17 protein-coding genes and 4 tRNA genes are annotated in these 18,296 nt (G+C 56.1%); 17 read left to right on the top strand and 4 right to left on the bottom strand.

What is annotated here, in order from left to right:
* Positions 1–3 precede the first annotated feature (3 nt).
* The 9 genes from dapG (at position 4) to ACPT9Q_RS00185 (ending at position 10,724) form a co-directional block, all read left to right on the top strand.
* Positions 4–1,230, top strand: coding sequence for an aspartate kinase (dapG, locus tag ACPT9Q_RS00225; protein WP_026137283.1), 1,227 nt, complete (start codon positions 4–6; stop codon positions 1,228–1,230).
* A gap of 12 nt (positions 1,231–1,242) precedes the next feature.
* Entirely contained in the window at positions 1,243–2,139 is an 897-nt protein-coding gene (gene dapA, locus ACPT9Q_RS00220) for a 4-hydroxy-tetrahydrodipicolinate synthase (RefSeq protein ID WP_017873132.1), read from the top strand.
* Positions 2,140–2,443: 304 nt separating this feature from the next.
* Positions 2,444–3,475, top strand: a complete 1,032-nt coding sequence (gene argC, locus ACPT9Q_RS00215; RefSeq protein ID WP_017873130.1) for an N-acetyl-gamma-glutamyl-phosphate reductase — start codon at positions 2,444–2,446, stop codon at positions 3,473–3,475.
* A gap of 13 nt (positions 3,476–3,488) precedes the next feature.
* Positions 3,489–4,703: a bifunctional glutamate N-acetyltransferase/amino-acid acetyltransferase ArgJ gene (argJ, locus tag ACPT9Q_RS00210; RefSeq protein WP_427365928.1), complete on the top strand. Its 1,215-nt coding sequence runs from the start codon at positions 3,489–3,491 to the stop codon at positions 4,701–4,703.
* Between the two features lie 17 nt (positions 4,704–4,720).
* Positions 4,721–5,545: an acetylglutamate kinase gene (argB, locus tag ACPT9Q_RS00205; protein WP_017873128.1), complete on the top strand. Its 825-nt coding sequence runs from the start codon at positions 4,721–4,723 to the stop codon at positions 5,543–5,545.
* Positions 5,529–6,722: an acetylornithine/succinylornithine family transaminase gene (locus tag ACPT9Q_RS00200; RefSeq protein WP_017873127.1), complete on the top strand. Its 1,194-nt coding sequence runs from the start codon at positions 5,529–5,531 to the stop codon at positions 6,720–6,722. The genes argB and ACPT9Q_RS00200 overlap by 17 nt, the downstream gene beginning before the upstream one ends.
* Before the next feature lie 17 nt (positions 6,723–6,739).
* Positions 6,740–7,960, top strand: a complete 1,221-nt coding sequence (locus ACPT9Q_RS00195; protein WP_427365927.1) for an argininosuccinate synthase — start codon at positions 6,740–6,742, stop codon at positions 7,958–7,960.
* A gap of 22 nt (positions 7,961–7,982) precedes the next feature.
* Entirely contained in the window at positions 7,983–9,407 is a 1,425-nt protein-coding gene (gene argH / locus ACPT9Q_RS00190; RefSeq protein ID WP_017873125.1) for an argininosuccinate lyase, read from the top strand.
* 3 nt (positions 9,408–9,410) lie between these two features.
* The gene (locus tag ACPT9Q_RS00185) at positions 9,411–10,724 is read left to right on the top strand and encodes a glutamine synthetase beta-grasp domain-containing protein (protein ID WP_017873124.1); all 1,314 of its coding nucleotides are present in this window, start codon (positions 9,411–9,413) and stop codon (positions 10,722–10,724) included.
* 4 nt (positions 10,725–10,728) lie between these two features.
* On the opposite strand, the gene mnmG is transcribed toward ACPT9Q_RS00185, so the two are convergent.
* A complete protein-coding gene (mnmG, locus tag ACPT9Q_RS00180) occupies positions 10,729–12,588 on the bottom strand; it encodes a tRNA uridine-5-carboxymethylaminomethyl(34) synthesis enzyme MnmG (RefSeq protein WP_017873123.1) in 1,860 nt (619 codons plus the stop codon).
* On the bottom strand, positions 12,572–14,608 hold the full coding sequence (gene malQ, locus ACPT9Q_RS00175) for a 4-alpha-glucanotransferase (RefSeq protein WP_427365926.1): 2,037 nt from the start codon (positions 14,606–14,608) through the stop codon (positions 12,572–12,574). Before malQ ends, mnmG begins: the two co-directional genes overlap by 17 nt.
* A 71-nt stretch (positions 14,609–14,679) precedes the next feature.
* On the opposite strand from malQ, the gene ACPT9Q_RS00170 reads away from it, so the two are divergent.
* The 7 genes from ACPT9Q_RS00170 to ACPT9Q_RS00140 all read left to right on the top strand — a co-directional run bounded on the left by ACPT9Q_RS00170 (position 14,680) and on the right by ACPT9Q_RS00140 (position 16,981).
* Positions 14,680–15,147, top strand: coding sequence for a RidA family protein (locus tag ACPT9Q_RS00170; protein ID WP_427365925.1), 468 nt, complete (start codon positions 14,680–14,682; stop codon positions 15,145–15,147).
* Positions 15,148–15,227: 80 nt separating this feature from the next.
* Positions 15,228–15,303: transfer RNA gene (locus tag ACPT9Q_RS00165), tRNA-Thr, on the top strand.
* 6 nt (positions 15,304–15,309) lie between these two features.
* Positions 15,310–15,397 (top strand) — tRNA-Tyr (locus ACPT9Q_RS00160).
* Positions 15,398–15,405: 8 nt separating this feature from the next.
* Positions 15,406–15,480, top strand: a tRNA-Thr gene (locus ACPT9Q_RS00155).
* Between the two features lie 40 nt (positions 15,481–15,520).
* Positions 15,521–16,723 (top strand): elongation factor Tu, encoded by a 1,203-nt coding sequence (gene tuf, locus ACPT9Q_RS00150; RefSeq protein WP_026137265.1) that lies wholly within the window; start codon positions 15,521–15,523, stop codon positions 16,721–16,723.
* Between the two features lie 13 nt (positions 16,724–16,736).
* The gene (rpmG, locus tag ACPT9Q_RS00145) at positions 16,737–16,886 is read left to right on the top strand and encodes a 50S ribosomal protein L33 (protein ID WP_017874329.1); all 150 of its coding nucleotides are present in this window, start codon (positions 16,737–16,739) and stop codon (positions 16,884–16,886) included.
* Between the two features lie 18 nt (positions 16,887–16,904).
* A tRNA-Trp gene (locus ACPT9Q_RS00140) sits at positions 16,905–16,981 on the top strand.
* A 77-nt stretch (positions 16,982–17,058) separates the two neighbouring features.
* On the opposite strand, the gene ACPT9Q_RS00135 is transcribed toward ACPT9Q_RS00140, so the two are convergent.
* On the bottom strand, positions 17,059–17,304 hold the full coding sequence (locus ACPT9Q_RS00135) for a tyrosine-type recombinase/integrase (RefSeq protein WP_427366686.1): 246 nt from the start codon (positions 17,302–17,304) through the stop codon (positions 17,059–17,061).
* On the opposite strand from ACPT9Q_RS00135, the gene ACPT9Q_RS00130 reads away from it, so the two are divergent.
* A complete protein-coding gene (locus ACPT9Q_RS00130; protein WP_427365923.1) occupies positions 17,236–17,547 on the top strand; it encodes a hypothetical protein in 312 nt (103 codons plus the stop codon). The genes ACPT9Q_RS00135 and ACPT9Q_RS00130 overlap by 69 nt on opposite strands.
* Positions 17,548–17,636: 89 nt before the next feature.
* Here the strand turns inward: ACPT9Q_RS00130 and ACPT9Q_RS00125 are convergent, their stop codons facing one another.
* On the bottom strand, positions 17,637–18,179 hold the full coding sequence (locus ACPT9Q_RS00125) for a YtfJ family protein (RefSeq protein ID WP_017874332.1): 543 nt from the start codon (positions 18,177–18,179) through the stop codon (positions 17,637–17,639).
* Positions 18,180–18,296: the final 117 nt, after the last annotated feature.

Genomic DNA, 18,296 nt, shown 5'->3' with positions numbered 1-18,296 from the left:
TTCATGCGCATCGTTGTCCAGAAGTTTGGAGGAACATCGGTTCACACACGGGAGCTCCGGCAGAAGGCGGCGACGAAGGTGAAGGAGGCTTATGAAGAGGGTTTTGCTCCTGTTGTGGTCGTATCGGCCATGGGGAGGAAAGGAGCTCCATACGCCACCGATACCCTGATTGCCCTGGCTCAGGAGGAGTTTCCGGAAATCGATGCCCGGAATCTTGATCTTCTCCTCTCCTGTGGGGAAATCATCTCTTCGGTCATCATGGTTCAGGCCCTTCGTCGGGTAGGTCTTCGGGCTGTCGCTCTCACCGGAGGGCAGGCGGGAATCATCACCAATAAGTCCTTTGGTGATGCCACTGTCCTTCGGGTTGAACCGGATCGGATTACAAAGTACCTCAAGGATGGGTATGTGGCTGTGGTGGCGGGCTTTCAGGGAGTCACAGAGGATGGGGAAATCACTACCCTTGGCCGAGGGGGGAGTGACACCACGGCTGTGGTTTTGGGAGTTGCCCTCCAGGCAGACTATGTCGACATTTTCACCGATGTCGAAGGGGTGATGACCGCTGATCCCCGGATTGTTCCTGAGGCCCAGATTCTTAAGGGGCTCACGTACACGGAGGCTGCAGAAATCGTCCAGCAGGGGGCAAAGGTCATCCACCACAAGGCCATGGATGTTGCCCGGGAATACCGGGTTCCCATCCGGGTGCGCAGTCTGAATGACGAGGGAAAGGGGACGCTGATCTGCGACATCCAGACGCTCGTGCGGGAAGGCCTGCGGGTGCTCTCTCATGAAAGGCCAGTGTACAGCATTGCCTATCGAAGGGGACTAGCACAGTTCCGGGCGAGCTTTGGAGGTCAGCCAGAGCTTAAACTTCGGCTCTTTCAGGCGCTCGCTGAACACGGGGTGAGCATCGATCTTATCAACCTCTTCCCTGAAAGTACCGCTTTTGTCGTGGACGAGAAGGTGAAGGAGAAGGTGCAGACAATCCTTTCCCGAGAAGGATTCCTCTTTGAAATGACTTCACCCTGTGCCAAGGTTTCCCTTGTGGGTTCTGGAATGGCAGATCGCCCCGGAGTGATGTCCCAGGTGGTGGAGGCCCTGAGGGATGCGGGAATTGAAATCCTTCAAACCAGTGACTCCCATGTGACCATTTCCTGCCTTGTGGCTGAGAAGGACATGGAGCAGGCCATAAGGGCGCTCCATCGGAAATTCCAGCTTGACGAGCTCTGCTAAAGGGGGGAAAGCATGGAGGGATACTTCGGTCGTCTGATCACGGCGGTGGTAACCCCCTTTGATGAGCGGGGGGAAATCAACGAACCAGTTTTTCGCCAGCTTCTGAGATTCCTGGTGGAGAACGGTTCCGACGGAGTGGTAGTTGCTGGCACAACTGGAGAGGCTCCGGTGCTTTCGGAAGAAGAGAAATTGCGGCTTTTTGACCTTGCCCTGGAGGAAATCGGAGGGACAGCGAAGGTCATCGCAGGAACGTGCACGTACAACACCCAGGAGTCGATACGCCTTTCCCGGGAAGCCGAAAAGCTTGGTGTCCATGGGATTCTCGCTGTTGCTCCCTACTACAATCGTCCACCCCAGGAGGGCCTGTACCGACACTTCCGGGCCATTGCTGAGGCGGTGAACCTCCCTATAATGCTCTACAACATTCCTTCCCGTACGGGTGTGAACATTGAGCCGGAGACGGTTGCCCGTCTTGCAGAAATCGGCAACATCGTGGCACTGAAGGAGGCTTCAGGAAGCCCGGACCAGCTTTCGCGCCTTGCCATGCTTCTTCCTCAGGGCTTTTCGCTGTACAGCGGGGATGACAACATGACTCTTGTGGTGCTCACCCTGGGAGGTGTGGGAGTGGTAAGTGTGGCTTCCCACCTTGTGGGGCAGGACATCAAACAGATGATTCTGGCCTTTGAGGAGGGAAAGATGGAGGAGGCCAGGGCCATCCATCTCCGCCTCTATCCCCTTTTCCGGGCGCTTTTCCTTTCCACGAATCCCATTCCTGTGAAGCGAGCCCTGCAGCTTTTGGGGTTTGAGGTTGGAGAGGCTCGACCACCACTTTGTTCTCTGGAGAAAGAGAAGGAAGAGAAGCTCCTTGGGGTTCTGCGCGAGCTGGGTCTTGTTACATCACGTGTCTGAGGTTTTTCTTCTACCGGAGGAGAGAGACACGGAGGACAGGAAGGAAAGGCAATGAATGGGAGGCAACCTCGGGAGAGGTACAGCGAGGGGGAGAAGGTGAAAGTCCCTTCCTTATCCCGGGATGTTGCGAGAGCCCACGAGCTGAGCCCGAAGCACGGGGCGGATGTCCCCAAGTAGGGTGTTCCGGAGTTTTTCCGTTACCAGAATGAGTGGAGCAGGGTGGCACCGTGCGGCATTCGCCGTACCCCTGCAGAGGACCTCGTCGTCTGGCGGGGTCTTTTTCTTTCGGAAGGGAGTGGAGAAGATGGTACGGGTTGGGATTCTCGGAGGTACGGGGTACACTGGTCTTGAACTTCTCCGGATTCTTGCCAGTCATCCTAAGGTGGAGATTTCCTGGGTCCACAGTGAGCGTTTTTCGGGAATGTCCCTTGAGGAGTACTGTCCAGCATGGCGGAAACGGGTTGCTCTTATGATTTCGGGTCAGGAAGTTCTCGATCGTGCCCGGGAAGTCGACGTGGTCTTCACAGCCCTTCCTCACGGGGTGGCCATGGAGTACATTCCGAGGCTTCTTGAAGCCACCCGGGTTGTCGATCTGAGTGCGGATTTCCGGTTCCGGTGCAGGGAAACCTACGAGCAGTGGTACGGTATTCCCCATAAAGCCCCTCATCTTCTCGAGGAGGCCGTATATGGCCTCCCTGAGGTTTACCGGGAGCGCATTCGCACAGCACGCCTTGTTGCGAATCCGGGATGCTATCCCACCTCGGTCATCATCCCGCTTTTCCCTTTGCTCCGGGAGGGGCTCGTTGTGCCTCCAGTTGTCGTGGACAGTAAATCTGGCGTATCTGGAGCCGGAAAGAAAGCTAGTGAGGATTTGCATTTCTGTGAGGTTGACGAGAATCTTCGGGCCTACAACATCGGGACACACCGGCACGGTCCCGAGATTGCGGAGCAGCTCTCAGTCCTTGGGGGGAAAGGAGTCGAAGTGCACTTCGTTCCCCATCTTCTCCCCGTAAGGAGGGGTATTCTAAGCACGATATACATCACCCTGGCGAGGGAAGTTTCTGAGGAGGACCTTCTAACCCTCTGGGAACAGGCTTTTTCGGGGGAACCCTGGGTGAGGGTCTTCCCCCGGGGTCGTTTCCCCGAGCTGAAGTGGGTGGTGGGCTCAAACTTCATCGACCTGGGTCTAAGAAAAGTTGGAGCGCGACACGTCGTCATTGTTTCGGCCATTGATAACCTCACCAAGGGGGCTTCAGGCCAGGCAGTGCAGAATCTCAATATCATGTTCGGTATCGATGAGCGAGTGGGTCTTCCTGAGGGAGTCCTCTACCCGTGAGGAGGTTTGAGAGATGCGGGAACGTTTTTTCATCCTTGATGAAGGACTGGACGCCGTCCTGGGATTTTCATCTTTTGGCATTCACTGCGGTATCAAGAAGGAGAGGAATGACCTTGCGGTAATCCTTTCGGAGATCCCTGCCGTTGCGGCGGGGATGTTCACGAGAAATGAGGTGAAGGCGGCACCGGTTCTTGTCACAAAGCGACACCTGGAAAGGGGAGGTCACCTCCAGCTTGTGGTTGTGAATAGCGGTGTGGCCAATGCGTGCACCGGCAAGAAAGGGGAAGAGGATGCCGAGTGGGTGGCGGAGAAAGCGGCGCAGTACTTTGGTATCCCAAGCGTTGACCTTGTTGCCGTGGCCTCCACTGGGGTCATCGGAGAGTTCCTCCCCCTTGAGAGAATCGACGAGGGGTTGCGGCGCCTTGCAGCGATTCTCCCGGAGAAGAAATCGAGCCGGGAAACTGCCAAGGCTATCATGACCACCGACACCTTTCCTAAGGAACGGGCTGTTGCATTCTCCTGCAACGGGCGGATGGTTCACCTTGCGGGCATTGCGAAGGGGGCTGGGATGATCCGGCCAAACCTCGCGACCATGCTAGCCTTCCTCATCACAGACGCTGCACTTTCTCGTGAGGACCTTGAGAGGTTGCTCCGTGAGGCAGTGGACAGGAGTTTCCATCGGGTGACCGTGGATGGGGACACAAGCACCAATGACATGGTCTTGCTCTTGGCCAATGGGAGAAGCGGAGTGTTCCTTAAGGACTCTTCAGGCTTTTCCCTTTTCCGTGAGGCACTCTTTTTCGTGTGTGAGGAGCTGGCGAAGGACCTTGCTCGGGATGGAGAAGGGGCAACTAAGTTCGTGACGGTCAGCGTGTGGGGAGCTCGGACTGAAGAAGAGGCGAAGCGCTGTGCCTTCACCATTGCAGAATCACCTCTCGTGAAAACCGCGATTTTTGGGGAGGATCCGAACTGGGGGCGCATTATGGCTGCCCTGGGGCGGAGTGGCGTCTCTCTGGACCTTTCGCGGATCCACGTTTTCCTCAATGGTATGCCCTGTGTGCGCTGGGGGATGCGGGCGGAAGAGGCGTCGAGGGAAGAGCTCAGGAAGGTCATGGGCCGGAAAGAGATCACCATTGATATTCATCTGGGGCTTGGGGATGCTTCCTTTACCGTGTGGACCTGTGACCTTTCCCTCGATTACGTGCGTATCAATAGCCACTATAGCTAAAGCAGGGGGGAACTCCCATGAAGTTTGTGGTGAAGGTCAGCGGAAAGCTTCTGACGCCGAACGAGGAAGCACTCCCCCGGGCAGTGGGGGAACTCCTTGCAGAAGGTGCTCAGGTGGTGGTGGTCCATGGAGGAGGGCCGCAGCTTTCCGAAGTCCTGCAAAAGATGGGAAAAGTGCCACAGTTTGTTGACGGACTTCGGGTCACCCCGAAAGAGGAGATGGACGTCATCGAGATGGTTTTGAGCGGCCTTCTCAACAAGATGCTGGTTGGTGCCTTTTTGCGCTTTGGCATTCCAGCCTGCGGGATCAGCGGACGAGACGCCTTTTTCTTAAGAGGCGAGCGGTATACAGTGGAGAAGAACGGCCAAACAATCGACCTTGGGCAGGTGGGAGATGTGACGCAGGTCGACCCACGCATCCTCCACGCCCTCTGGGCACACGGATTTGTCCCGGTTGTTTCCCCAATCTGCGGGGATTCGGAGTGGCAGGCACTAAACGTCAACGCTGACTGGGTTGCTGCACACATTGCCCGCTCGCTGCAGGCGGAGTACCTGGTGTTCTTCTCCGACGTTCCCGGAGTGTTGCAGGATCCCGAAAACCGGGATTCCCTGATTACGACCCTGACCCTGGCAGAGATGGAACACCTCATTGCCGGGGGGAGGATACGTGGAGGGATGGTCCCTAAGCTCCAGGCTCTGCTGCGTATCCTCAGAGGATGCGTCCGCGAGGTGTTCATCAGTGAAGGAAGCGAAGTTGTGCACCTTCCCGAGCTCTGTAAGGGAGGAAGGCTTTCCGGCACAAAGATTGTTCTGGAGGGATCTGAAGATGGTGACGTCGCTTGAAGTGATTGAGAAAGAAGCGCGGTATTTCCTGGGGACATACCAGAGAATGCCGGTGGTTTTCACCGGAGGAAAGGGGTCCTACCTTTTCGACCTCGAAGGGCATGCGTACCTTGACTTCGTCGGGGGCATTTCGGTCAACCTCCTGGGATATGATTACCGGCCTCTCAAAGAAGCTATCCACGACGAAGTGGAACGAGTGATCCATACCTCCAACCTCTACTACAACGTTCCCCAGGTGGAGCTTGCTGAGCGCCTTGTCCGGTACTCCGGTCTGGCAAGGGTTTTCTTTGTCAACAGCGGTGCCGAAGCGAACGAGGTGGCCCTCAAGATGGCCCGCTTCTACGGGAAGAGGAAGCACGGCAACCGATATGCCTATATTGCCTTTCGCCGGTCCTTCCACGGGAGGACACTGCTCACCCTGGGGCTGACCGGACAGGAGAAGTTCCACCAGGACCTTGACCCCTTCCCACCAGGGATTTTTTTTGCAGATCTCAACGACATCGAGAGTGTCCGGCGACTCCTCAAAGAAGAGGTCTGCGCCATCATCGTTGAGCCGGTCCAGGGAGAAGGAGGAGTGTACCCCTGCAGTCCACAGTTTCTTGCCGCCCTCCGGAGTATCTGTGACGAGCAGGATGTGCTCCTTATTTTCGATGAGGTACAATGTGGTCTTGGAAGGCTGGGATCTCTTTTCGCCTTTCAGCACTTTGGGGTAACACCGGACATTGTGACCCTGGCTAAGGGACTGGGAGGAGGTCTCCCTATTGGGGCAGTGCTTGTGAACGAGAAAGTGGTCGAAATTACGAAGAAAGGGGACCACGGGAGCACTTTTGGTGGGAATCCCGTTGCTGCCCGAAGTGCCTGCGTTGTGGTGGACACCATCGCCAGTGAGACTTTTCTTGAATCCGTGCGGCAAAAGGGTGTGCTTTTCGGGCAGGAACTGGAATCCCTTCGCCGCAACTTCCCGGAAAAGGTTCGGGAAGTTCGGGGAATGGGCCTTATGTGGGGGCTTGAGATTCCGGGGAGAGCAAAGGAAATAGCACACCGGATGTTTGAGCGAAAAGTCCTTGTGAATGCGTGTAACGAGGACACGCTCCGTTTTTTGCCTCCCCTCATCATTAGTGAAGAGGAGATTCACCACGGCGTGAGTGTCCTGCAAGAGGTTCTTGAAGGTCTTTGAGAAGGGGGTTTTGGACAATGGGTACAGCCAAAAAGGTCGTTCTGGCATACTCGGGGGGTCTTGATACTTCAGTGGCCATACGCTGGCTCCAGGAGGAGTTTCAGGCAGAGGTCTACACGGTAACGCTGGACCTTGGACAGGGGAAAGACGTTGCCGAAATTCAGAAAAAGGCCCTGAGCATCGGTGCGAAGGAAGCGCTGGTTTTTGACGTGAAGGAGGAGTTCCTGAACGAATACGTTCTTCCGGCGCTCTGGGCAGGTGCAATCTACGAGAAGCGGTATCCCCTCTCCACGGCGCTTTCCCGACCGCTCATCGCTAAGTACCTGGTGAAAGTGGCCGAGGAGAAGGGTGCGACCATGGTGGCCCATGGCTGTACCGGGAAGGGCAACGACCAGGTGCGGATTGAGGTTGCTGTGGCGTCGCTCAATCCTGACCTCAAGGTGGTTGCCCCGGCACGGGTGTGGGGATGGACCCGGGAGGAAGAAATAGAGTACGCCAGTGCTCATGGAATCCCTGTACCCGTCACACTTGAGCGACCGTACAGCATCGACCAGAATATCTGGGGACGGAGTATCGAGTGCGGTGTACTTGAGGACCCCTGGGTTGAACCTCCCGAAGACGTCTTTGCCTGGACTAGGAATCCCTTAGAGGCTCCCGATGAACCGGCGTATGTTGAAATTGGTTTTGAAGAAGGTGTGCCCAGACTCCTTAAGGGGCAGTACTACTCTCTCGTCAACCTCGTGGAGGAACTCAATCGCCTTGGGGGAGAACACGGTTTTGGGAGGATTGACCATGTCGAGAACCGCCTTGTGGGGATTAAGTCCCGTGAGGTGTACGAATGCCCGGCGGCCCTTATTCTTCTTGAAGCCTATCGGGATCTGGAGCAACTCATCCTTCCGAGGGAGGTTGCACACTTTAAGCCGTACCTTGAGGAGCGGTATGCTCAGCTTGTCTACGAGGGTCTCTGGTATTCACCGCTTCGGGAAGCCCTTGACGCCTTTATGCGGAGCCTTGCCCGAAGGATTACCGGAACGGTTCGAATCAAGCTCTACAAGGGAAGCATGCGTGTTGTAGGACGGAAATCCGAGTACTCCCTCTACGACTTTGCCCTCGCCACCTACGACAAGGGGGACCTCTTTGACCACAAAGCCAGCGAGGGATTCATCACTATCTGGAGCCTTCCTTCCCGGACGCAGGCGGTGGTCCTGAGGCGCTGCCACAAGAAGCAGGGTGAGTGACATGAGACTGTGGGGAAGTCGGATGGAGAAAGATCTCGATGCCGAGGTCTTCTCCTTTTCGACCTCTATTGGTGATGACTATCTCCTGTACCCTTATGACATCTGGGGCAGCATTGCCCACTGCCTTGGTCTTGCCAGGGCGGGGCTTTTGAGTGAGGATGAGAAAGATTGCCTTATCTTTGGCCTTCGAGAGGTCTACCGTGACCTTGAGGAGGGGCGGATCGATCCCTCACCCTTTGAGGATGTGCACAGCCTTGTGGAGATTACGCTCCGTGAACGGGTTGGAGAAGTCGCCGGAAAACTCCACACCGGGAGGAGCCGAAACGACCAGGTGGTCCTTGACGAGCGGCTGTATCTCCGGGAAAAGGTTGCAGAGTGCATAGAAGGGGTTCTCACCTTTGAGAGTGCCCTTCTCCGTAAGGCAGAGGAATACCGGGATATCATGATGCCCGGTTTTACCCATCTGCAGCCTGCACAGCCCGTGCTCTTCTCGTACCACCTTCTGGCCTACTTTTTCATGCTCCAGAGGGATATCGAACGTCTGAAGGAAGCTTTACGCCGGGTCAACGTTTCCCCCCTGGGTTCGGCTGCCCTCTGCGGAACGTCGCTCCCCCTCGACCGCTTTTTTGTGGCTGAGCTCCTTGCCTTCCCACGGGTTCAGGACCATGCCATGGACGCCGTCTCTGACCGGGACTTCATTCTTGATGTGCTCCACGCCCTCGCCGTTCTTGCGCTGCACCTTTCGCGTTTTGGCGAGGAAGTGGTCCTCTGGAGCACGCCTTTTTTCTCTTTCCTCACGATTGACGACGCTTTCACCACTGGATCCAGTATCATGCCCCAGAAGAAGAATCCTGACGTTGCCGAGCTCATCAGGGGAAAGACCGGAGAAATCCTCTCTTCCTGGGTGAGCCTTGCGGTGACCCTGAAGGGCCTGCCCTTAAGCTACAACCGCGACCTCCAGCAGGATAAGCGTCCTCTTTTCCGGGCAGTGAACGAGGGACTGGGAGTGGTGACCATCGCAGCGCGGCTTGTGGACCATGTTTTCCCCCAGCCTGAGCGCATGCGAAAAGCCCTTGAAGAGGGATTCTTAACCGCCACAGATCTTTGTGAATACCTCGTCACCAGGGGGTTACCTTTCCGGAAGGCGCACGAGCTTGTGGGAAGGGTGGTGCGGAAGCTCATCGGAGAGGGCAGGACGCTCAGAGACCTTGTGCCCGAGGATTTCGGAGAATGGGCACATCTTTTCGACGAAGGCGTGCGGATGGTGGTTCTGGAAGAGAACTCTGTAACCCGGAAGTCTACTTTTGGGAGTACCGCACCCAGGGAAGTTTTGAGGATGTGTGCTGAAGGGAAGGCGTATGTGGAGAAAGAGAAAGAGGAGATCGCAGAGCTCAAGAAGGAGTGGCAGAGGAGCTTCAGAGAGCTTGTGGGAGAAAAGGGGCGATGAACAATGCGGGAAGTTCGAGAAGTCCTTAAAGAAGTTGAGCAATCGGGCATTCGCTTTGTCCGTCTGCAATTTGTGGATGTTCTTGGCATTCCCAAGAATGTTGAAATTCCAGCGAAGAAGCTCCCGGTAGCTTTGGAGGAAGGAGTGAATTTCGACGGCTCCTCCATCCAGGGATTCGTCCGGATTGAGGAGTCGGATATGAAGCTTGTTCCTGATCTCGACACGTTCATCGTCTGCCCCTGGGAGGAGGAACGGGTTGCCAGGGTAATCTGTGATGTTCGCCGGCCTGATGGTACTCCTTTCGAAGGCTGTCCTCGAACCAACCTCAAGCGGGTCCTCGAAGAAGCGCGGAAGAAAGGATTTGAACTGAAAGTTGGAACGGAAGCGGAATTCTTCATCCTGAAGCACGAAGGGGGACGGGTGGTGGTAAGCGACCGCGGAAGCTATTTTGACCTTCTCCCTCTTGACCTTGAGGAAAGCCTCAGACGGGATATGGTCATTGCTCTTGAGGAGCTCGGCTTCCGGATTGAAGCCTCACACCATGAGGTGGCACCATCGCAGCACGAGATCGACTTCGAGTACGGTGATGCCCTGAAAATTGCCGATAACCTCATCACCCTGAAACTTGCGGTGAAGACCCTTGCCCTTCGAAAGGGGTACATTGCAACCTTCATGCCCAAACCCCTCTACGGCGTTCCCGGGTCAGGAATGCACACACATCTTTCGCTCTTCTGGGGTGAAGAGAATCTCTTCTACGACCCCCAGAGTCCTGACGGTTTGAGTCGTGTTGCCAAGGGCTTCATCGCAGGCCTTCTCGAACACGCTCCTGCCATCACCGCCATCACCAACCCCCTGGTGAATTCTTACAAGCGTCTCGTGCCGGGGTATGAAGCCCCCGTGTACATTGCCTGGGCCGAAAAGAACCGGAGCCCCTTAGTTCGGGTTCCACCTCAGCGAGGGAAAGGGACACGGGCCGAGTTCCGCAGTCCTGACCCCTCCTGTAATCCTTACCTTGCCTTTGCCGTCATCCTGAAAGCTGGAATTGACGGTATTGAACGGGGGCTTGATCCCGGCCGTCCCTGCAATAACATCAATCTCTACGACCTCACCCCTGAGGAACGGGAGGAGTGGGGCATCCGTCATCTGCCGCGAAACCTTGGGGAGGCGCTCTGTGCGCTGGAGAAGGACGAGGTTGTCAAGAGCGCCCTGACTCCCCACATCCTTGACTACTTCCTCAAAGCCAAGCGCCAGGAATGGGAAGAATTCCAGCGGGCAGTTCATCCCTGGGAAATCGAAAGGTACCTCGAGCTCTATTAGCCTGTCATTTCCGGGAGAGATGGGCAAGGAGTACCATGATGTCCGACGGGGTGACTCCCGGAACTCGGGCAGCCTGCCCCAGGGTTCCGGGACGCACCTTCACGAGGCGTTCCCGGGCTTCCCGTGAGAGACCCCTGATCTTAGAGAAGTCAAATCCAGGTGGAATGATTGTATTTTCGAGCTTCCGGAACTCTTCAATCTGCCGCCTCTGCCGCTCCATGTATCCTTTGTACTTAATTTCGATTTCGACCTCCTCAATGATCTGGGGGGGCAAAGAAGGTCTTGCAGGGTCAAAGGGCGCAAGATCTCTATAGGTGATTGAAGGCCGGGCAAGGAGATGAGCAGCTCGTATCGGTTCTCGAAGAGGGGGCATGCCTTTCTTCTCAAGAAGGGCGTTGAGTTCTGGTGTTGGGGCAATGGTTAGCTGGTTGAGCCGTGCTATTTCTTCCTCGATCTGTCGTTTCTCTTCGACAATCCTGGCGTACCGTTCCCATGAAATGGTCCCCACCTCGTAGGCGTACTGGGAAAGCCGGTAATGAGCGTTGTCGTGACGGATGAAAAGGCGGTATTCAACCTTGCCCGTGCGCAACCTGTAGGGTTCTGTGACCCCCTTTGTCACCAGGTCGTCCACCATGACCCCGATGTAGCTTTCATCCCGCCGGAGGATGAGCGGAGGCTTGCCCTGGACATACCTTCCCGCATTGATTCCCGCAAGGATTCCCTGGCCTGCGGCTTCCTCGTAGCCTGAGGTTCCGTTGACTTGCCCGGCTAAGAAAAGCCCAGGGATGTCCTTGCACTCGAGTGAAGGATGGAGTTGTGTGGGGAGAACGTAGTCGTACTCAATCCCATATCCTGGGCGAACGATGTGGGCGTTTTCAAGGCCAGGGATGGATTGTACAACCATCCACTGGACGTCTTCAGGGAGGGAGGTGAAAATCCCCTGGGCGTAGACCTCGTTGGTATCTTCTCCTTCAGGTTCGATGAAGATGAGGTGCTGGTCCTTTTCGGGGAACCGGTAAACCTTGTCCTCAATAGAGGGACATTCACGAACAGGAGAGCTCTCTGCAACCGTATAAAGGAGGGGTGAACGGTGGAAATTGGCCCTGATGATGTCGCAAGTCGTTTTCGTCGTCCGGGTGATGAACACCGACTGTCCTTCGTAGACACGGGGGGTACTGTCGTAGGAGAAGCAAAGCGGTTCCTCGTCGCTTTTCTGTTCCTCCATTCTGGAGAAATCTACTGTCCTTCGGTCAAGCCGCGGAGGAGTGCAGGTGTTCAACCTCCCAAGTTGCAGTCCGAGTCTCCTCAGTGCCTGGCTGAGGGACTGGGCAGGGAACTCCCCCCGGCGACCCGCAGGGTACGAAAGCTCTCCGATGCGGATGATGCCGTTGAGAAACGTCCCAGCACAGACCACAACCGCTTTGGCGAGAAACTCCGTTCCGTGCTTGACCCGAACTCCCTTCACCGAACCATTTCTTTCAAGGAGGATGTCCTCAACCTCTCCCTCAAAGAGAAAAAGGTTTGGCAGCGCTTCGAGGTACCGTCGCATGGTGAGGCTGTAGAGATCCCGCTTCGTCTGGGCCCGAAGTGTCTGGACCGCAGGTCCCTTGCCAGTGTTGACCCGCTTGATATGGATGGTGCACTCATCTGTGACCCTGGCCATGAGTCCCCCTAAGGCGTCGATTTCACGAACCACGTGACCCTTCCCCGGACCACCGATGGCAGGGTTGCAGGGCATAAGGGCAATGTGGTGGATGGACATGGTGATAAGGAGTGTTCTGAGTCCCATCTTCGCTGCAGCACAGGCCGCTTCACATCCAGCGTGTCCTCCGCCAACAACGATAACGTCATAGATTCTGGACATACTCTGTCCTTCCTCCCTTTGGAGAAAAGATGGTGGCAAGGTGAGTCAGTCGCTCCCTGAGTTTTTCCCAGCGTACAGGTAACCGGTATCGCCAGTTCGGGTACTCCTCAACAGTCCCCGGGAGATTCACCTGGGTGGTGCTCTCAAGAAGGTCGTCGAGGCTCACCGAAACGACCCGGGAAGGTGTTGCGGCGAGAAACCGGCAAAGGGCAAAAAGCAACGCCTGTGGTGTGGAATTGTCTTCCTGGAGAAAGCCCCACTCCTGGAGTTTTTTCAGGCATTCCTCCAGGAAATGCTTCCGATCCTCAAGGAGCACGGCAGCCTGCTCGGGCGTGAAGATTCCCAGATCCTTCCGAAGAAGGACATCTTTTCCCTCGAGGAATGCCAGAAGAGGTGGCATGTCGTGGGTATTCAGGGTGGCGTAGCTCTTTGGGGGGTACTCCTGGGGGTGGCGTGGTGACGAACCTTCCCGCTCAAAGTAGAACACCCGGGTTGAGAGAATGGAGGATCTTCTCAGGGCACTGCGCAAAAAGCGTGGGACGGTTCCCAGGTCCTCACCGAGGAGGATGACCTCATGCCTTGTGCTTTCCAGGGTGAGGATGGCAAGGAGCTCCCGGAAGGGATACTGAACGTATGTTCCCTCAGAAGGTTTGCCGCCTTCGGGAATCCAGAAAAGCCTCTTGAGCCCCATGATGTGGTCAAGGCGCACAAAACGGGCAAAGCGCATGTTGTCCCGGAGAAGGGCAATGAAATCGGCATAATGGTTTTCTCGAATCTTCCAGGGAGAGAAAGGGTGGAATCCCCAGTTCTGCCCCTCGGGGGAAAAATCGTCAGGAGGTGCTCCTACGGTGAAATTGAAGACCAGTCTTTCCCGGCAGAGCCAGCTTTCGATCCCTGAAGGTGCACAACCCACTGGAATGTCGAAGCAGAGGATACGGTGTTTCTCTGTGATACGCTCCAGAAAGCGGTCCATGAGCCACTCAAGGAAAGCAAAGTAGAGAACGTCTTGCTCGCGAGCCTGGAAAAAGTCCCTCAGGGCTTTCTCGTTTCTTTCCCGAAAAGGAACGGGCCACTTCCGCCAGTCCGGCCCTGCCTCAGAGGCAATAGCCTGGTACAGCGAGGCCCAAATCACCCGATCTTTTTCGCGGTCCAAGAAATTCTGGAATTCCCTCCAGAGAGCGGCAAAAGTCTCCGTTCGCTTCTCGAAGAAGTGTTGGAAAACCTTCCGGAGAAAACGGTCTTTTTCCCGCCAGATTAGCTCGTAGTTGATGAGATTCTCCGAAGGGTTGGGGTCCGGGGGGATGGAGAGGGAAAGTTCTGGAAAGAGCGAGAGGACCTCATCAAGGGGGAGGTAGATGGGGTCGAAGAGTCGCCGCGAGGAGGCAGAATAGGGACTGGTTCCCTGGGGACCATCCTTGGGCATAAGGTGGAGGGGAAGAAGACCCAGGAAACGTCCTCCAGCACGTACCACGAGATCCTGAAGGTCCCGTAAATCCCTGAGGTCCCCGATACCCTGGTTCCTCTCTGTGGCCAGGGCGAAGAGTGCCCCGTGAATGCCCCAGATTCTCTCAGGAGGAAGGTAGGCCTTTACGGGAGAGAGGATGAGAAGCGACGAGAGTTCTCCGTTCGAAGAAGCAATGGTGAGGTTGTAGTACCCCCATGGGCATTCCGGGGGGAGGAGTACAGAGAGGACAGGGGAGGTAACGCGTGAGCGGAACACCACTTCCCCACGCTCGTTGCTGATACGTGCCTCCCCCCCGACAAAAGAAGGAGGTACCCGGAGTCTTTCCGTTCTCTTCCTCAGAACACGAATCACAAAATCAAAGGTACTCTTTTTTGCTCTCGCCAAGGCGATGGCTTCGTGCAGGCCCTCTGGGGAGAAATCCTCAACCCCCATTGCTCGAAGAAGCGCCACAAGGGTCTTTTGAGGAACCTGAATCCTCTCCCCCCGAATGTTCCGGTACTCTGTGGCGATTCCGTATATTGAGGCAAGAGTTTTGAGGTGCCCTTCCTGCATCATGGTCCTTTCCCGGTGGTCTTTTGGAGATTATTATATAAGGGAGCAGGAGGAAAAGAAAGGAGAAGGCGGAAGTGAGCATTCGAGAGCGGCTTGCTGAGCTTGGGTATGTCTTGCCCCCTCCCCCGAAGCCTGTGGGGGCGTATGTTCCTGGTCTTCTTGTGGGGGAATTCGTGTGGACCTCAGGGCAGCTCCCTTTCTGGCAGGGAGAGCTCCGTTACCGGGGAAGGCTTGGGGAGGAACTCACGGTTGCGGAGGGGTATGAAGCGGCGAAGCTCTGCGTCCTCAACTGCCTGAGCGTGGTGGAGGATATTGTGGGAACCCTGGAGGAAATAGAGCAAGTTGTGAAGCTCACCGGATTCGTGGCTTCAGGTGAGGGGTTCACCGAGCAGCCCAGGGTCCTCAACGGTGCTTCAGACCTCCTTCTGACGCTCTTTGGCGAGAGAGGGAAGCACGCCCGTTCTGCTGTTGGAGTGCGGGGGCTTCCACTTGGGGCACCGGTTGAGGTAGAGCTCGTCGTTAAAGTTCGGGGCGCTCGCTGACGGCCGAATTCTTTATTCCAAAAACCCTTGACACTGCTTTGTCCTTTGGGTATATTTATGCTCGCGCAAAGGGCGTTCTTGCCGGTGTAGCTCAGCTGGTAGAGCAGCTGACTTGTAATCAGCAGGTCGTCCGTTCGAGTCGGATCACCGGCTCCAGTGTGTGGGGAGGTGCCTGAGTGGCCAAAAGGAGCGGACTGTAGATCCGTCGGCTGAATAGCCTTCGTAGGTTCGAATCCTACCCTCCCCACCAGAATAGAAGCCTGCGTAGCTCAGTGGTAGAGCGCACCCTTGGTAAGGGTGAGGTCACCGGTTCGATCCCGGTCGTAGGCTCCACTTTTCTTTTTTAGAGAGATTACTACAAGGAGGATACCCTATGGCCAAGCAGAAGTTCGAAAGGAAAAAGCCCCATATTAACGTTGGAACCATTGGACACGTGGACCACGGGAAGACCACCCTCACCGCTGCCATCACCCTGGTCCTCTCCAAGTACGGCCTTGCCAAGTACACCCCCTTTGAGCAGATCGATAAAGCCCCCGAAGAGCGGGAGCGGGGGATCACCATTGCCATTGCCCATGTGGAGTACGAGACGGAGAAGCGCCACTACGCCCACATCGATTGCCCAGGGCATGCCGACTACGTGAAGAACATGATTACCGGTGCAGCCCAGATGGATGGGGCAGTCCTCGTGGTCTCGGCTGCTGATGGCCCCATGCCCCAGACCCGGGAACACATTCTCCTCTCCCGTCAGGTTGGTGTCCCCTACATCATCGTCTTCCTCAATAAAGTCGACATGGTTGATGACCCGGAACTCTTGGAGCTCGTGGAGATGGAAGTCCGGGACCTCCTCAACCGCTACGAGTTCCCCGGAGACGAGGTGCCCGTCATCACCGGCAGTGCCCTGAAAGCACTGGAGTGCGGCTGCGGGAAGCGGGAGTGCCAGTGGTGTGGAGGGATCTGGAACCTCCTCGACGCCATGGACACCTACTTCCCCCTCCCGGTTCGGGAACTCGACAAACCCTTCCTCATGCCCATTGAGGACGTCTTCTCCATCACTGGGAGAGGCACCGTGGTCACCGGGAGAGTGGAGCGGGGAACTCTGAAGCTCGGGGATCCTGTGGAGATTGTGGGGCTCTCCCATGAGATCAAGAAGACCGTGGTCACAGGCATTGAGATGTTCCGTAAGGTCCTCGATGAGGCCCAGGCTGGAGACAACATTGGTGTCCTTTTGCGGGGCATTGAGAAGAAAGAGGTAGAACGGGGTCAGGTCTTGGCAGCCCCCGGAACCATCACCCCCCACACCCACTTCAAGGCCGAGGTCTACGTCCTCACCAAAGAAGAGGGTGGCCGGCACACCCCCTTCTTCAGTGGCTACCGTCCCCAGTTCTACTTCCGAACTACTGACGTCACCGGAGAGATCAAGCTCCCTCAGGGGGTGGAGATGGTCATGCCCGGGGACAACGCCAACATCGAGGTGAAGCTCATTTATCCTGTAGCCATGGAGAAGGGCTTGCGCTTTGCCATCCGTGAGGGAGGAAGAACGGTTGGTGCTGGAGTGGTTACGGAGATCATTGAGTAGGAGGTTTTGAGCGGTGTCGGAAACCATCACCTTTGAATGCACGGAGTGCAAGCGGAGGAACTACCAGGGGAGCAAGAACAAGAGCAAAAAGACTGGGCGTTTGGAGTTCCGAAAATACTGTCCTTTCTGTCGTAAACACACCTTGCACCGCGAGGTCCGTTAAGGTATACTAAAGCTGTGCAGGCCCGTAGCTCTAACGGCCAGAGTACCGGATTCCAAATCCGGGGGTTGCAGGTTCGAATCCTGCCGGGCCTGCCAGATTTTTTTAAGGTTTCTTTTTAAGGTTTCCAGTCACCTGGTCATTTCGCGAAACCCCACTTTGACAGCAATGCTGTTCAGTTTTCGTGGCGGCTCAAGGAAAGAAACCCTCGAAGCTTCTCTACTGCCCGCTCTTTGAGCCCCGGAAGAACCTTGCTGTAGGTGTCAAGCGTTAAGGAAATCGAAGCATGCCCGAGAATTTCCTGAACCACCTTAGGGTTTTCCCCGAAGGCAAGAAGGAACGCGGCGAAGAAATGCCGAAGACCGTGGATGGTCAAACCCTCAATCCCCGCTTCCTGGCAGATACCCCGGAAGGTGCGCAGGAAGTTCCCGGAGTAGATGGCAGTGTGGGCCTCAGAGGGAAAGACGAGATCAGTCCCCGGCCAGTCAGGCCCCAGGGCGAGCTTTTCCTCAAGTCACCTCTTCCTCAAGGCCTTGAGCTCTTCCACCACCTCAGGAAGCAGGGGAACGGTGCGCCTCCGCTTTTGGTTTTTTGGTTCCTGCACGATGAATCCCCGGTTCAAGGTGGTGAGGCTCTGGGCGACGGTGATTGTCCCCTGCTCTGAGTCCGCGTTCTTCTGCGAAGCCCTGGGGCAAACGGTGAGGCCGCCCGGGCAAACCCGTGGGTCCTGCTGAACAGCGAGAAATGTCGCGCTTATATGCTCTCCCTCAGCTTGAGCAAAAGGGTAAAGAGTGCGTTCCTTTCGCTTTCGGGGACCTTTCCAAAGAAAACGTAACGCACCACCCCCTGGGCATCAACAACGAGGACGTTACTCAGCTTGGGATGGAAACCGAAGTCGCGACGCATTTTCCCGTTCCAGTCGGCGTAAAGCGTAATGCCATACTTTCGAGCATTCTCTCGAAGCTTTCTTTTCCAGATGCTCCGGGTGAAGAAGTTAGCGCTTGAAGCGTCAATGATCTGGAAAACCTGGAGGTCCTCAAGGAGCAAGGGATGTGCGTTACGGAGGTCCGCAAGGGCGTACTTGAGGTCGTTATTGGAGGAGGCGGTGAGACGGGTGTCGTAGAAAATCACACTGAGTTTCCCCAAAAGCTGTTCCCGACCAAGGAGCTCTCCGTTGGGAGAGACGACAGTGAAGGAAGGAACCACGCTTCCTATCTCAAGCGACCAGGCCGGGATTGCGAAAATCCAGAAGATAAGCATGACAGACAGTGAGATACTGGCCTGAAAGCTACGCATGCTTCAATCCTCCCGGGGGTTTTACGGGTGTACAACCGGGGGCCAGTGGGGTTATTCCCGGAGCACCGCTTTCTGAGTGCGATCTGGCCTGGAAGCCGTAGGAGCCTTTTCGGTGAC

Origin of the sequence: Candidatus Caldatribacterium saccharofermentans (assembly GCF_050267035.1) — a bacterium.
GTDB classification, from domain to species: Bacteria; Atribacterota; Atribacteria; order Atribacterales; family Caldatribacteriaceae; genus Caldatribacterium; species Caldatribacterium saccharofermentans.
The sequence above is the reverse complement of the archived record's forward strand: the minus strand, read 5'-3'. Positions and strand labels throughout refer to the sequence as shown.

Coding starts and splice junctions, on each gene's coding strand:
- dapG (WP_026137283.1), top strand. CDS start 4: ATGCGCATCGTTGTCCAGAAGTTTGGAGGAACATCGGTTCACACACGG.
- dapA (WP_017873132.1), top strand. CDS start 1,243: ATGGAGGGATACTTCGGTCGTCTGATCACGGCGGTGGTAACCCCCTTT.
- argC (WP_017873130.1), top strand. CDS start 2,444: ATGGTACGGGTTGGGATTCTCGGAGGTACGGGGTACACTGGTCTTGAA.
- argJ (WP_427365928.1), top strand. CDS start 3,489: ATGCGGGAACGTTTTTTCATCCTTGATGAAGGACTGGACGCCGTCCTG.
- argB (WP_017873128.1), top strand. CDS start 4,721: ATGAAGTTTGTGGTGAAGGTCAGCGGAAAGCTTCTGACGCCGAACGAG.
- ACPT9Q_RS00200 (WP_017873127.1), top strand. CDS start 5,529: ATGGTGACGTCGCTTGAAGTGATTGAGAAAGAAGCGCGGTATTTCCTG.
- ACPT9Q_RS00195 (WP_427365927.1), top strand. CDS start 6,740: ATGGGTACAGCCAAAAAGGTCGTTCTGGCATACTCGGGGGGTCTTGAT.
- argH (WP_017873125.1), top strand. CDS start 7,983: ATGGAGAAAGATCTCGATGCCGAGGTCTTCTCCTTTTCGACCTCTATT.
- ACPT9Q_RS00185 (WP_017873124.1), top strand. CDS start 9,411: ATGCGGGAAGTTCGAGAAGTCCTTAAAGAAGTTGAGCAATCGGGCATT.
- mnmG (WP_017873123.1), bottom strand. CDS start 12,588: ATGTCCAGAATCTATGACGTTATCGTTGTTGGCGGAGGACACGCTGGA.
- malQ (WP_427365926.1), bottom strand. CDS start 14,608: ATGATGCAGGAAGGGCACCTCAAAACTCTTGCCTCAATATACGGAATC.
- tuf (WP_026137265.1), top strand. CDS start 15,521: ATGGCCAAGCAGAAGTTCGAAAGGAAAAAGCCCCATATTAACGTTGGA.
- ACPT9Q_RS00130 (WP_427365923.1), top strand. CDS start 17,236: ATGCCGAAGACCGTGGATGGTCAAACCCTCAATCCCCGCTTCCTGGCA.
- ACPT9Q_RS00125 (WP_017874332.1), bottom strand. CDS start 18,179: ATGCGTAGCTTTCAGGCCAGTATCTCACTGTCTGTCATGCTTATCTTC.